This window comes from Gordonia sp. C13, assembly GCF_023218005.1.
Taxonomy (GTDB): domain Bacteria; phylum Actinomycetota; class Actinomycetes; order Mycobacteriales; family Mycobacteriaceae; genus Gordonia; species Gordonia namibiensis.
Genome location: NZ_JALPSY010000017.1, coordinates 53,192 through 66,791, shown reverse-complemented (window position 1 = coordinate 66,791; position 13,600 = coordinate 53,192). Strand labels below are relative to the sequence as shown.

Genomic DNA, 13,600 nt, shown 5'->3' with positions numbered 1-13,600 from the left:
CCGGTTCGCCGACGAGAGGCAGGGCTCCGGTGAGCAGCAGCGGTTCAGAGACGAGTGGGAACGACCGGCGGGCAGCACGTTTCGCCGAGTTGCGGCCGCTGCTGTTCACCGTCGCCTACGAGATCGTGGGGACCGCGGCCGACGCCGACGACGTGCTCCAGGACAGTTACCTGCGGTGGGCCGAGGTCGACGACACCGAGATCGCCGACACCAAGGCGTATCTCGCGAAGATCGTCACCCGCCAGGCACTCAACGTGCTGAGGTCACGGTCGCGGCGACGCGAGGAGTACGTCGGACCGTGGCTGCCCGAACCGATCCTGACAGACGAGCGGGACCTCGCCGACGATGTGGTTCTCGCGGAGTCGGTGTCGACGGCGATGCTGATCGTGCTGGAGTCGCTGAGTCCGGACGAGCGCGCGGTGTTCGTGCTGCGCGAGGTGTTCGGCTTCTCCTACAACGAGGTCGGCGACATGCTCGCCAAGCCGGCGGCCACTGTGCGCCAGATCGGGCACCGCGCCCGGAACCACGTCGAGGCGCGTCGCCCCCGGTTCGACCCGGTGGATTCCGAACGTGCGGTCGCGGTGGTCGACGCGTTCCTCTCGGCCGCGCAGTCCGGCGACGTCGAGGGCCTGTTGACGATGCTCGCACCGGAGGTCGAGTTCACCGCCGACAGCGACGGCAAGGTGACGGCGGTACGCCACCCGATCCACGGTGCGCTGGCCGTGGCCCGGCTGCTGACGGGATTCGCCCGGCTCGGCCGGGACATGGACTACCGACTCGAACCGGCGGTCTTCAACAACCAGTCCGGCGTGGCGATCTACATCGACGGCCGGCTCGAGGGCACGTTCACCTTCCACATCGTCGACGGCGTCATCGAGCAGATCTACGCCATGCGCAATCCGGACAAGTTGGCCGGACTGGAGGAACCGCGCACTGTCGCGCGGTGAACTCGCGCTCCCAGGTGTGAGGTGCGAGGAGCGTCAGCCGCCGGGCTGAGTAGCGACGAAGGAGCGTATCGAAGTCGACGAACCTCGAATGGTTGGCGACCTGAAACCCTCAGCGGTGCAAGCGGAGTGGCATCAGCTCCGGAACAACCCCGACAACGTCAGTTCGATCTGCGACCGGAACAGGTCGGCGGAATGGGTGAAGGTGTCCTTGCCGTACTGGCCGAAGGTCTCCAGGCTGATCGCGCCGACGAGGACCGCCCAGAGGGTCGTCGACGCGGCCATGACGTCGTCCGGGGCGTCGATGCCGAACTCGTCGCGGATGGCGGCCATGTCGCCGGCGACCCCGGTTGTGGGAGTGGGTAGGTCGTCGCGCAAGAGTTCCTCGGACCAGGCGGCCGCGCACTCCCGCAGGAGCAGTGCCGGGATGCGTGTGCCCGGCACCATCGTCTCCTCGCCCGGCGCGGCATAGCCGGGAACCGGGCTGCCGTAGAGGAGTGCCCACCGGGCCGGGTCGCCGAGTGCCCAGTTCCGGGCGGCCTCCGCAGCGGCGAGCAACCGCTCCCGGCGGTGGCCGGCCTCGACGGCCGCGACCGCTGCGTCGATGGCGTCGCCGACGTCGTTGTACGCCTCCACGAGCAGCATCGTCAGCAGGTCGTCGCGGCTGGGGACGTAGCGGTAGACGGCCGAGGACACCACGCCCATCTCGCGGGCGATCGCGCGCAGTGACAGTCCGGCCGCGCCATGCGTGGCCAGATGCTTGCGCGCCAGTCTGCGGATCTCGTCGGTCATCATCGCGCGGTTCTCCGCGCGGCTTCGTCCGGTTGCCATGGGTCGATCCTTCCATATTTCGAGAGCACTGCTCTTGATTTCTTGTGCGAGTGGGTGCAGACTCGAAAACGAGAGCGGTGCTCTCGATAATCTTCCACCATCATGAAAGGCCCACCACGATGACCGGCACGACCCACTACCGCGCCCCCGAGGGTTTCGACAACGTCTTCAACCGCACCGTCCGCTGGCTCGCCGACCACGGTGTCAACCTCGCCGGTGCGCAGAATCTCACCGTCGCCGGCCGCCGGACCGGCAAGCTACAGACCGTCCCGGTCAACGTTCTGCGGTTCGACGGCGGGGAGTACCTCGTCTCGCCGCGCGGCAACACCCAGTGGGCCCGGAACGCACGCGCTGCCGACACCGTCGAACTCCGGCGCGGACGCCGTCGGACCGTGGTGGCCCTCACCGAGGTCGACCCCGACCGGCGCCCGCCGATCATCGCCGAGTACCTGCGCAAGTGGGGCTGGGAGGTCGGCCGCTTCCTGCCGGAGGGGCTCGACGCCAAGCCATCCGACGCCGACCTCGCCGCACATGCCGGATCGATCCCGGTCTTCGCGATCAGGTCCGCCGACTAGCCGATCTCCGCACCGCGTCGGCTCACTAGACTCGGACAGGTGGTGCGCCCGGATTCCGACTCGACGATCGCGGACGGTTCATCCGTACCCGAACGGTGGGTGTCCGGCGGCGCTGGAACGAGCGGGGGATCGGGCGGTGCGCCGGCCGGCGCCGACTCCGAACGCGGCGCACGCTGGGTGATGCACCTCGACATGGATGCCTTCTTCGCCTCGGTCGAACAGCTCACCCGTCCGACGCTGCGCGGTCGTCCGGTGCTCGTGGGCGGTTCGGGTGGTCGGGGAGTGGTGGCAGGGGCCAGCTACGAGGCCCGAGTGTTCGGGGCGAGGTCGGCGATGCCGATGCATCAGGCCCGACGCCTCATCGGCCCCACCGGCGTCGTGGTGCCCCCGCGCGGCGCGGTCTACGGCAAGGTCAGCAAGCGGGTGTTCCGCATTGTGCGCGAAGCAGTTCCGGTGATCGAGACACTGTCCTTCGACGAGGCGTTCGCCGAACCGGCCGAACTCGCCGGGGCGACCGTGGCACAGGCGCGGGAGTTCGCCGAGGAGGTGCGCGGCCGCATCCGCACCGAGTGCGGACTTGCCGCGTCGGTTGGATTCGGCAGCGGCAAGCAACTCGCCAAGATCGCCTCGGGGATGGCGAAACCCGATGGCGTGATGGTGATCCCGCCGTCGGGCGAGATCGAGTTCCTGCACGGACTGCCGGTACGCAAACTGTGGGGCATCGGTCCGGTCTCGGGTGATCGCCTCGCACGACTGGGAATCGACACCATCGGAGACCTCGCGCGGATGTCGACGGTCGAGGTCGCGTCGGTGCTCGGCGCCACCGTCGGACCTGCACTGCATCGGCTCGCCCAGGGCATCGACGACCGGCCCGTCGCCGAACGCGCCTCGGCCAAACAGATCAGCGCCGAATCGACCTTCGCCGAGGACATCGTCGACCTCGACGAACTGCGCAAGGCGATCCGCAAAGCCGCCACCGACGCGCATCGCCGGCTGCTCAAGGACGGGCGCGGCGCGCGCACGGTGGTGCTGAAGCTCAAACGTTCGGACATGTCGATCCTCACCAGGTCGGCGACCACCGCAGCCGCCACCACCGACTTCGACGCCCTCGAGCGCACCGCCCAGCGCCTCGCGCTCGATCCGCGCACGGTCGGGGCGATTCGTCTTGTGGGCGTGGGGTTCTCCGGCCTCAGTGCGGTGCAGCAGTACGCGCTGTTCGACGACCTCGACGCCGCGCCGGACGAGACGACCCACCACGACACCGCATCCGCGGGTGGCGAGGCGGGATCGTCGTCGCACGCGGGCGGCATCGTGGAGGTGTCGGAGACGGTGCACGATCCGACCGTCGACACCGAGTCGCCCGAACCCGTGCGCTTCGCCCCGGGCGGTGATCCGCAGAGCCGCATGCCGTTCGCGCCGGGCGCCGACGTGACCCACCCCGAGTTCGGTCACGGCTGGGTGCAGGGGAGCGGGCACGGCGTCGTCACCGTCCGCTTCGAGACGCGCACCACCGGGCCCGGGCGCACCCGCACCTTCGGCGTCGAGGATGCCGACCTACGTCCCGCCGATCCGCTCGACAGTCTCGAATGGGATCTCGGCGCCGACGACGACGATTAGGTGTCTCGGAATCGTCTGTGCGACTTCACTTCCCGGAGTCGGAGAAGAACTCGGTGACCGTCTCGCGACTCGCCTTCGCGGTGAGCAGCGCGATCAGTGCCATGCGGGCCTGGGGCGCACGCAGCCACGGCGAGACGACCGCGCCCGCGCGATGCAGATCGACGGCACCGCCACCGCCGCCGTAGGTCGGCGACACCTCGCCGTAGGGCACCCGGCTCGTCACCACGACGGTCACGCCGTGGGCGACGGCGAGCGCGACCTCGGCGGTGATGTCGGGATGGGTGTTCCCCGAACCCGTCGCGGCCAGCACGATGCCCGCGGCGTTCTGCGCGACCGCGGCCGCGATCAATCCGGGGGACACCCCGGGGTACAACGCGAAGAGGTCGACCCGGGCGGTCCGCCCGAGCGGGATGCCGTCGGTCAGCACCGGACGCGGCAGGTCGGTGCGCACCGAGTCGAAGGCCACCGCGTCCGACGTCGACACCTTGAACAGTCCGCGCGCCGGGAGGACGCGACCGCCGGCGACCACCAGGACACCGTGGCCCCGGTTTCCGGGATCGCGGACCGCGGCCAATGCGGCCGCCAGGTTGATCGGACCGTCCGCATCGGGTCGGTCGGCCGGCAACTGGGCCCCGGTGAACACGACCGGCCGCTCGTCGGTGCAGTACAGATCGGCGAGGAACGCCGTCTCCTCCATCGTGTCGGTGCCGTGGGTGACCACGACCCCGGCGACCTCCGTGTCGTCGAGGGCGTCGGCGATCGCCCGCACCACCGCGAACTGGTCGGCCACGGTCATCGCCGAACTGTCCACCGACATCAGGTCGACGGTGCGGACAGCATGTGTCCCGGTGTCCCCGGCCCCGGCCCCGGCCCCGGCGTCCACGGCTCCGGTGTTCGATGCCGCTGACAGCAGGTCATCGGCGCCGAGCGCGGGAACGGCACCGTCGGTCGTGGTCTGGGCGGCGATGGTGCCGCCGGTGGTGATCAGCACGGTCGTCGGCGAGCCGGGCGGGGGAGAAGCGGACATGGTCGTCAAGCCTCACGGCAGGCAGCCCGGGCGTCAAGCGTCGTCGCCGCGGCGTGGAACCCGGATCATCCGGTTACGTTTGGCATAGTGGTGTGGGTTGTCGCCGGGCCCGCCCCGGCAGACCCCATCGGCGAGTCATGGGAGAGCGCCCCGGCGCACCCACGTCCACAGACATAGTGAGGGAGATCGTTGAAGTATCGGAAGTTTCTTGGCGCGACCATGATCGCAGCCGCATTGATGACCGGTGTCGCAGCCTGCGGTGGCGACGACAGCGACGCACCGCCCGTCCCGACCGCGACCAGCACCGCTGATGCCGGTGCCGCCGGCGGCGACACCGAATCCGAGATCACCAACGGCAGCAAGCCGCCGTCGATCGCCGCTCTCAACGAGCTCGTGGACACCGCCGTCGACCCGAAGATCCCGAGCAAGGACAAGATCGTCCTCGTCGAGGGTTCGGAGAAGGACCCGGCCATCTTCGACGAGCTGGTCAAGGCCCGCGCAGAGAACTCCGACGTCGACTGGGTCCTGGTGAACCCGGTCATCAGCGCCGGCCCGAACAAGGCCCGCGTCAAGGTTCGCATCGAGACCGCCGGCAACCCGCCGACCAACGCCGAGTCGACCATCGTCTTCGACGACGGACGCTGGAAGCTCTCCAACGAGACCGTGTGCAACCTGCTCGGCCTGTACCAGGTCAAGAGCGCGATGTGCGCCGCCTAGTCGCACCGACTCGATAGACCGGGAAACCGGGTTGTCCTCACCGCCAGGTGACGGTCAACCCGGTTTTCTGCACCAGGGGGCGCGACGGGTCGGACCCGACGAGTTCGCGCGCACCGGTGTAGGTGAGCTGACCGCCGACCGGCAGTCCGCGCGAGAGGTCGATCTCGACGCTGCCGCCGCCCTCGGAACTGAATCGGCTGATGGTGAGGGTGTCGCTGCCGCCCGGGATGGCGAAGACCGAGTTCACCGGGGTCTCCTCGGCGGAGAACTGGATGGTGAGACGGTTGCCGTCCCAGGCCGACAACCGGGCGTCGATGGTCTGGGTGACAGTTGCGGCCGCCGAGATGACGCGTTCGGTGCGCCACCGCGCGCCCACCGCGATCGGTTCGGTCGGCAGTGCGATGGAGGTGTTCAACGCCGTCACCAGGGACTGTTCGACGGCGAGGCGCGCTTCCTGCCCCGCCTGCTCGGGAGGGGCGAGACGCAACGCCACGGGCGCGAGTCCGGGGCCGGTGGTCAGTCCGGCCTTCGTGCCCGTCATCGCCGGCAACTGCGCGTTGAGGGATGCGTCCGGAGACGTCACGGTGCCCAGTTCGAGTTCCAGCTCCGATTTCTCGGAGCACGAGAACCGCGCCGTCATCGGGGTCTCGACGGTCTCGGCATCGGACGAACCCGGTGAGGCGACATCTGAGGTCGTCACGAGCGTCACGGTCTGAGTGGACGAGGTGTCGGGAGCTGGAGCTGCCACGCGACGTTCACCCTCACCCGGGTCGACCAAGGTGACCGTGGCCCCCGCGATCGGCACCGGCGCCGCTCCGGCCGCGCGGGAGGGCGATTCGTTCGCGCAACCGGCGACCGTCGCCGAGCTGGCGCCCGCAGCGTCGTCGGACTCTGACGAGCACCCTGCGACCAGCACGGACACCGCAGTGACGAGGGCACACGAGGAGACAACGGACCGGAGGACACGACGATGCGAGGACACGGGTAGCCAGCGTATTCGACGGGTCGTGGACAATGAGGCTGTGGATGACCAACCCCTGACGGATTCCGGCAACGCGGATCCGCACGGCGCCGATTCTCCGGACGCCGACCGCGATCGAGCCCCATCGGACGACGCGACCCCCGCACGACGCTTCTCCAAGATGACCGCAGCCGTCCTCGGCGTCGCGCTCGTCGTCATCGGGCTGGACCTGCTGACCAAGGTCATCGCCGTCGCGACGCTCGACCCGCAGCGCCCGATCGAGATCATCGGCGACGTCGTCACCCTCCGGCTCGTGCGCAACAGCGGCGCCGCATTCTCGCTGGCCTCCGGGTACACGTGGGTGCTGACGATCATCGCGCTGGTCGTCGTGGCCGTCATCATCCGCTACAGCAGCAGGCTGAAGTCCTGGGGCTGGGCGGTCGGCCTGGCTCTCGTGCTTGGCGGTGCGATCGGCAACCTGATCGACCGCGTCTTCCGGGCCCCGGAACCCCTGCAGGGCCACGTCGTCGACTTCATCTCGGTCGGCTGGTGGCCGGTCTTCAACATCGCCGACTCGGCGGTCGTCTGCGGGGCGATCCTCCTCGTGGTGCTCTCGGCGCTGGGATTCGACTACGACGGCAGCCGCACCGGGTGGGCCGCCCGCCGGAACAAGCACGACAACAGCGAAGACGGGGGCAGTACCCATGCGTGAATCACGTGTCGTACCGGTACCCGACGGACTCGACGGCATGCGCGTCGACGCCGGTGTCTCCCGCATGCTGGGCCTGTCGCGGACGGTCGTGGCGACCCTCGCCGAGGAGGGGGACGTCATGGTTGACGGCGTCGTCGTCGGCAAGTCGCACAAGCTCGCGGCGGGGACCCTCCTGCACGTCACACTGCCCGAGCCCGACGAGCCGCTGCGGGTCGAGCCGACCCCGGTCGAGGATCTCGAGGTCATCTACCACGACTCCGACATCGTCGTCGTCGACAAGCCGGTCGGTGTGGCCGCGCATCCGTCGCTCGGCTGGAGCGGACCCACCGTCATCGGTGCTCTGGCCGCCGCCGGCTTCCGGATCTCGACCTCCGGTGCTCATGAGCGGCAGGGGATCGTCCACCGGCTCGACGTCGGGACGTCCGGTGTCATGGTCGTCGCCGTGTCCGAACGCGCCTACACGCTGCTGAAGCGGGCGTTCAAGCAGCGGACCGTCCACAAGGGCTACCACGCCCTCGTCCAGGGGCATCTCGATCCGCCGTCGGGCACCATCGACGCGCCGATCGGCCGCCACCGCGGCAACGACTGGAAGTTCGCGGTGACCGCGAACGGCAAGCCGAGCATCACCCACTACGACACCCTCGAGATGTTCGCCGCGGCGTCGTTGATCGACGTCCATCTCGAAACCGGTCGCACACACCAGATCCGCGTCCATTTCTCGGCTTTGCATCACCCGTGCTGCGGTGACCCGACCTACGGTGCCGATCCGGTCCTGGCGAAGAAACTCGGTCTCGAACGGCAGTGGCTGCACGCGCGGACACTGCGTTTCGCGCACCCCGCAGACGGCCGCACGGTCGAGTTCAGTTCGGAGTACCCCGAGGATCTCCAGCACGCCCTCGACGTGCTGCGCGACACCTGACCGACTTGCCGGATCGCGCCGGTGGGGACGGCATTCGTTCGGTCGTCAACCGGCGACATCACCGTGCAACTCGCCTAGATTGAGAGGGTGTTCGAGCCTGGAACGGTGATCGCCGGCTACCGCGTCGAGCGGCTCCTCGGCAGCGGCGGGATGGGTGCTGTCTTCCTCGCCCGGCACCCCGAGCTCCCCAGGTACGACGCCCTGAAAGTCCTGAAGGACTCGGCGGGCTTGACCGACAACAACTTTCGACGCCGGTTCCTCCGGGAGGCCGAGGTGGCGGCGACGCTGGACCACCCCAACATCGTCACCGTCTTCAACCGTGGCCGGGCGACCGTGCCCGTCGCGTCGAGATCCGGTCAGTCCGACCTGCTCTGGATCGCGATGCAGTACGTGCCGGGCACCGACTGTGCCCGCGAACTGCACGACATCGGACGGTTCACGCCGCCTCGGGTCGCGCACATCGTGTCGCAGGTCGCTCGCGGTATCGACCACGCCAACCGGCGCGGCCTCACCCATCGCGACGTCAAACCCGGGAACATCCTGCTCGCCGAGGTCGACGAGGACTCGCCGGTCGACGAGCAGCGGGTGCTGCTGACCGACTTCGGCGTCGCCAAGATCTGCGACGAGACCGAGGCCCTGACGTCGGTCGGCACCGTGCTCGCGACCCTGTCCTACGCCTCACCCGAACAGCTCATGGGGCGGACGCTCGACGGCCGCAGCGACCAGTACTCCCTGGCGGCGTCCACCTTCCATCTGCTCACCGGCCGGGTGCCGTTCGACGACCGCGACACCGGGGCGGTCATCGGCGCGCATCTCAAGGAGCCGGTGCCGCGGGCGTCCGAACTCGTACCCGGGCTGCCGCCGGCGGTCGACGCGGTGATCTCGAGGGCGATGGCGAAGACGCCGGAAGAGCGGTTCGCGACCTGTCGCGAGTTCGCCCAGGCGCTGACGGCGAGTGTCCGGCCCGTGCAACCGCCGCCGGTACCCGACGCCGAGGCCGTCACGGTACGCGGACCCTCGCCCCGCCCGGTCTCACGGAACCATCCCGCCCCGCTGCCGGCGACCCGTCGGCCGGGGCCGCCCCCGTCTCCGCCCCGTTCGCCGGCCCCGGGACATCCGGCGTACCGCGGACCGTTGCCGACCCCGCCCGGTGGGGAGGCCACCCGGCGGGCCGCGCCGCGACCGACCCCGGGCCGCTCCGTCCCCGACCGGCCGCGCCACGAAGGGCAGGTGCCGTCGCGCCCGGCGGCCGGCGCGGACCCCGCCGTGTGGCAGCACCCACCGTCCGGGCCGCACCGCCAGACCAACGATCACCTCCGCGCCGCAGGGTCGGGTCCGATGGGTCGGCCCCCGGGCGGTCCACCGTTCCCGGGCGGGACCGTGTCCTCCGGCGGTCCCAGCCGGTCGAGTTCGAATCGTCTGCCCCTGGTGCTGGCCGGGGTGGCGGCCGTGTTGCTGATCCTGATCGTCCTCGTGTTCGTCGTGGCCCTGTAGCGGCGACACGCCGAAATCCGCCCCCGGGAAGTGCCCCGGCGTGCCGGCGTGTGCGGGCGGACATGGTGTCACAGCCGCCCCATTCGTCACGGCCCGGAGTGCCTTCCGGTGGGTGTCGGTGCGCGCGCCTAAAGTAGACCCGGACTCGGCGACCGGCGGGCACACGCCGCGTGATCCGCGAGCACAGCAACCAGCGAGCACAGAAGAGGCACAGTGACGGACTCGTTTGTTCACCTGCACAACCACACCGAGTACTCGATGCTCGACGGTGCGGCCAAGGTGTCACCGTTGTTCGCCGAGGCCAAGCGGCTGGGCATGACCGCCATCGGTATGACCGACCACGGAAACATGTTCGGTGCCAGCGAGTTCTACAACACCGCGATCAAGAACGACATCAAGCCGATCATCGGCATCGAGGCCTACATCGCACCCGGTTCGCGATTCGACACCAAACGTGTCCAGTGGGGTTCGCGGGAGCAGAAGAGCGACGACGTCTCGGGTTCGGGCGCCTACACGCACATGACGATGGTCGCCGAGAACACGACCGGCCTGCGCAACCTGTTCAAGCTGTCCTCGCTCGCCTCCATCGAGGGACAGCTCGGCAAGTGGGCCCGTATGGACGCCGACCTGATCGCCGAGTACGCCGAGGGCATCATCGCGACCACCGGCTGCCCGTCGGGTGAGGTGCAGACCCGTCTGCGACTGGGTCACGACCGCGAGGCCCTCGAGGCCGCGGCGAAGTGGCAGGAGATCTTCGGCAAGGAGAACTTCTACCTCGAGCTGATGGAGCACGGCCTCGAGATCGAGCGCCGCGTGCGCGACGGTCTCCTCGACATCGGCCGCAAGCTCGGCATCAAGCCGATCGTCACCAACGACTGCCACTACGTCACCAAGGAGCATGCCGCCGCCCATGAGGCGCTGCTGTGCGTGCAGACCGGCAAGACGCTGTCCGACCCCACCCGCTTCAAGTTCGACGGCGACGGCTATTATCTGAAGTCGGCCGCGGAGATGCGCGAGCAGTGGGACTCGGTGGTCCCGGGCGCATGTGACAACACGCTCGAGATCGGTGAGCGCGTCCAGTCCTACAAGGAAGTCTTCACCCATCGCGACCGCATGCCGGTGTTCCCGGTGCCCGACGGCGAGACCCAGCAGACCTTCCTGCGCAAGGAGGTCGCGAAGGGGCTCCGCGAGCGTCGTTTCGCCGGTACCGAGGTGCCGCAGGAGTACCTCGACCGGGCCAACTACGAGCTCGACGTCATCATCCAAATGGGATTCCCGGCGTACTTCCTGGTGGTCGGCGACCTGATCCGCCACGCCCTCGAGGTCGGCATCCGCGTCGGCCCGGGCCGTGGTTCGGCGGCCGGTTCGCTGGTTGCCTGGGCGCTGGGCATCACCAACATCGACCCGATCCCGCACGGACTGCTGTTCGAGCGATTCCTCAACCCCGAGCGCGTGTCGATGCCCGATATCGACATCGACTTCGACGACCGCCGTCGTGGCGAGATGGTTCGCTACGCGACCGAGCGGTGGGGTAGCGACAAGGTCGCCCAGGTCATCACGTTCGGCACGATCAAGACCAAGGCCGCCATCAAGGACTCCGCCCGAGTCCAGTTCGGCCAGCCGGGTTTCGCGATCGCCGACCGCATCACCAAGGCACTGCCGCCGCCCATCATGGCCAAGGACATCCCGGTCTGGGGCATCACCAACCCCGAACACGAGCGCTACGGCGAGGCCACCGAGGTCCGCACCCTCATCGAGACCGACCCGGACGTCAAGAAGATCTACGACACCGCACTCGGCCTGGAGGGCCTGATCCGCAACGCGGGCGTGCACGCCTGTGCGGTGATCATGTCGTCGGAGCCGCTGACCGACGCGATCCCCGTGTGGAAGCGTGCGCAGGACGGCGCGATCATCACCGGTTGGGACTACCCGTCGTGTGAGGCCATCGGCCTGCTGAAGATGGACTTCCTGGGTCTGCGAAACCTCACCGTCATCGGTGACGCCCTGGAGAACATCAAGCTCAACCGCGGCATCGACCTGGATCTCGACTCGCTGCCGCTCGAGGACGAGAAGACCTACGAGTTGCTCGCCCGCGGCGACACGCTGGGTGTGTTCCAGCTCGACGGCGCGGCCATGCGCGAACTCCTGAAGATGATGCAGCCCACCGGGTTCGAGGACATCGTGGCCGTTCTCGCGCTGTACCGACCCGGTCCGATGGGTGTGAACGCCCACACCGACTACGCCAAGCGCAAGAACGGTCTGCAGGAGATCCGGCCGATCCACCCGGAGCTCGAGGAGCCGCTGAAGGAGATCCTCTCCGAGACCTACGGTCTGATCGTCTACCAAGAGCAGATCATGCAGATCGCGCAGAAGGTCGCCGGGTACTCGCTCGGACAAGCAGACCTGCTCCGTCGCGCGATGGGCAAGAAGAAGAAGGAGATCCTCGACGAGGCCTACGACGGCTTCGCGGAGGGCATGCGCAACAACGGCTTCTCGCAGGCGGCGATCACCGCACTGTGGGACACGGTGTTGCCGTTCGCCGGCTACGCGTTCAACAAATCGCACGCCGCGGGCTACGGTCTCGTCTCGTTCTGGACCGCCTACCTCAAGGCGAACTATCCCGCCGAGTACATGGCCGGCCTCCTCACCTCGGTCGGCGACGACAAGGACAAGGCGGCGATCTACCTCGCCGACTGCCGCAAGCTCGGCATCACCGTCCTGCCGCCCGACGTCAACGAGTCGCAGCGCAACTTCGCGGCCGTCGGTGCCGACATCCGCTTCGGTCTCGCCGCCATCCGCAACGTCGGTTCGGGCGTCGTCGGGTCGATCATCAACGCGCGTGAGGAGAAGGGGAAGTTCACCAGCTTCTCCGACTACCTCGGCAAGATCGACGTCACCGCCTGCAACAAGAAGGTGACGGAATCGCTGATCAAGGCCGGGGCCTTCGACTCCCTCGGCCATCCGCGCAAGGGTCTGTTCCTCGTGCACGCCGAGGCCGTCGAATCGGTCATCGGCACCAAGAAGGCCGAGGCGATCGGACAGTTCGACCTCTTCGGCGACGCCGGCGGGGCCGACGACTCGATGGCCGAGGTCTTCGCCGTCAAGGTTCCCGAGGAGGAGTGGGACACCAAGCACAAGCTCGCGATCGAGCGGGAGATGCTGGGTCTCTACGTCTCCGGGCATCCGCTGGCCGGCGTCGAACATGCCATCGCCGCGCACACCGACACCTCGATCACGTCGCTGCTGGAAGGCAACATCTCCGACGGTGCGCAGATCACGATCGGCGGCATCATCTCGTCGGTGACGCGCCGGGTCAACAAGAAGGGCGAGCCCTGGGCCGCGGTCACCCTCGAGGACATGGTCGGTGGTGTCGAGGTCTACTTCTTCCCGCGCGCCTACGTCGCGTACGGGATGGACATCGTGGCCGACAACATCGTGCTGATCAAGGCCCGCGTGAACCTGCGCGAGGACAGCATGATGATCTCCGCCAACGACCTCGCCGTCCCCGATCTGGAGACCGCCGGCGCGACCAAGCCGGTTGCGTTGACGCTGTCCGCCCGACTCTGCACTCCGGATCGGGTCCAAGCGCTCAAGCAGGTGCTGACCCGGCATCCGGGGATGGCCGATGTGCACGTCACGCTCGTCAGCGACAAACGGCAGACGCAACTCAAGCTGACCGAGTCCCTGCGGGTGGCGCCGAGTTCCGCGCTGATGGGCGACCTGAAAGCACTGCTAGGTCCCAGCTGCCTCGGCTGAGATCGGGGGAGCCCGTTATCGGAGTTTCGGGCCTCCGAACATTTCTC

11 protein-coding genes are annotated in these 13,600 nt (G+C 68.6%); 8 read left to right on the top strand and 3 right to left on the bottom strand.

Annotated features, from left to right (window positions below):
* The first annotated feature begins 29 nt into the window (after positions 1-29).
* Entirely contained in the window at positions 30-947 is a 918-nt protein-coding gene (locus M1L58_RS14405) for an RNA polymerase sigma-70 factor (protein WP_248659401.1), read from the top strand.
* Positions 948-1,079: 132 nt separating this feature from the next.
* On the opposite strand, the gene M1L58_RS14400 is transcribed toward M1L58_RS14405, so the two are convergent.
* Positions 1,080-1,775: a TetR/AcrR family transcriptional regulator gene (locus M1L58_RS14400; RefSeq protein ID WP_248659400.1), complete on the bottom strand. Its 696-nt coding sequence runs from the start codon at positions 1,773-1,775 to the stop codon at positions 1,080-1,082.
* Positions 1,776-1,894: 119 nt separating this feature from the next.
* On the opposite strand from M1L58_RS14400, the gene M1L58_RS14395 reads away from it, so the two are divergent.
* Positions 1,895-2,350, top strand: coding sequence for a nitroreductase/quinone reductase family protein (locus M1L58_RS14395; RefSeq protein ID WP_248659399.1), 456 nt, complete (start codon positions 1,895-1,897; stop codon positions 2,348-2,350).
* 39 nt (positions 2,351-2,389) lie between these two features.
* A complete protein-coding gene (locus M1L58_RS14390) occupies positions 2,390-3,967 on the top strand; it encodes a DNA polymerase IV (RefSeq protein ID WP_248659398.1) in 1,578 nt (525 codons plus the stop codon).
* Between the two features lie 25 nt (positions 3,968-3,992).
* Here M1L58_RS14390 and M1L58_RS14385 read toward each other — a convergent pair whose 3' ends face one another.
* Positions 3,993-4,994 carry an asparaginase gene (locus M1L58_RS14385; RefSeq protein ID WP_248659397.1) on the bottom strand — a complete coding sequence of 334 codons (1,002 nt, stop codon included), beginning with the start codon at positions 4,992-4,994 and terminating at the stop codon, positions 3,993-3,995.
* A 237-nt stretch (positions 4,995-5,231) separates the two neighbouring features.
* Between M1L58_RS14385 and M1L58_RS14380 the strand changes: the two genes are divergently transcribed.
* Entirely contained in the window at positions 5,232-5,711 is a 480-nt protein-coding gene (locus tag M1L58_RS14380; RefSeq protein ID WP_182374438.1) for a hypothetical protein, read from the top strand.
* A gap of 37 nt (positions 5,712-5,748) precedes the next feature.
* On the opposite strand, the gene M1L58_RS14375 is transcribed toward M1L58_RS14380, so the two are convergent.
* On the bottom strand, positions 5,749-6,693 hold the full coding sequence (locus M1L58_RS14375; RefSeq protein WP_248659396.1) for a hypothetical protein: 945 nt from the start codon (positions 6,691-6,693) through the stop codon (positions 5,749-5,751).
* A gap of 40 nt (positions 6,694-6,733) precedes the next feature.
* Here M1L58_RS14375 and lspA point away from each other — a divergent pair, with 40 nt between their 5' ends.
* From lspA to dnaE, 4 genes are all read left to right on the top strand, one after another.
* On the top strand, positions 6,734-7,384 hold the full coding sequence (gene lspA, locus M1L58_RS14370; RefSeq protein ID WP_248659395.1) for a signal peptidase II: 651 nt from the start codon (positions 6,734-6,736) through the stop codon (positions 7,382-7,384).
* Entirely contained in the window at positions 7,377-8,303 is a 927-nt protein-coding gene (locus M1L58_RS14365; protein ID WP_006868165.1) for an RluA family pseudouridine synthase, read from the top strand. The genes lspA and M1L58_RS14365 overlap by 8 nt, the downstream gene beginning before the upstream one ends.
* Before the next feature lie 87 nt (positions 8,304-8,390).
* A complete protein-coding gene (locus M1L58_RS14360) occupies positions 8,391-9,797 on the top strand; it encodes a serine/threonine-protein kinase (protein ID WP_248659394.1) in 1,407 nt (468 codons plus the stop codon).
* Between the two features lie 213 nt (positions 9,798-10,010).
* On the top strand, positions 10,011-13,553 hold the full coding sequence (gene dnaE / locus M1L58_RS14355; RefSeq protein WP_248659393.1) for a DNA polymerase III subunit alpha: 3,543 nt from the start codon (positions 10,011-10,013) through the stop codon (positions 13,551-13,553).
* Positions 13,554-13,600: the final 47 nt, after the last annotated feature.

Coding starts and splice junctions, on each gene's coding strand:
- M1L58_RS14380 (WP_182374438.1), top strand. CDS start 5,232: ATGACCGGTGTCGCAGCCTGCGGTGGCGACGACAGCGACGCACCGCCC.
- M1L58_RS14395 (WP_248659399.1), top strand. CDS start 1,895: ATGACCGGCACGACCCACTACCGCGCCCCCGAGGGTTTCGACAACGTC.
- M1L58_RS14400 (WP_248659400.1), bottom strand. CDS start 1,775: ATGGCAACCGGACGAAGCCGCGCGGAGAACCGCGCGATGATGACCGAC.
- M1L58_RS14365 (WP_006868165.1), top strand. CDS start 7,377: ATGCGTGAATCACGTGTCGTACCGGTACCCGACGGACTCGACGGCATG.
- M1L58_RS14385 (WP_248659397.1), bottom strand. CDS start 4,994: ATGTCCGCTTCTCCCCCGCCCGGCTCGCCGACGACCGTGCTGATCACC.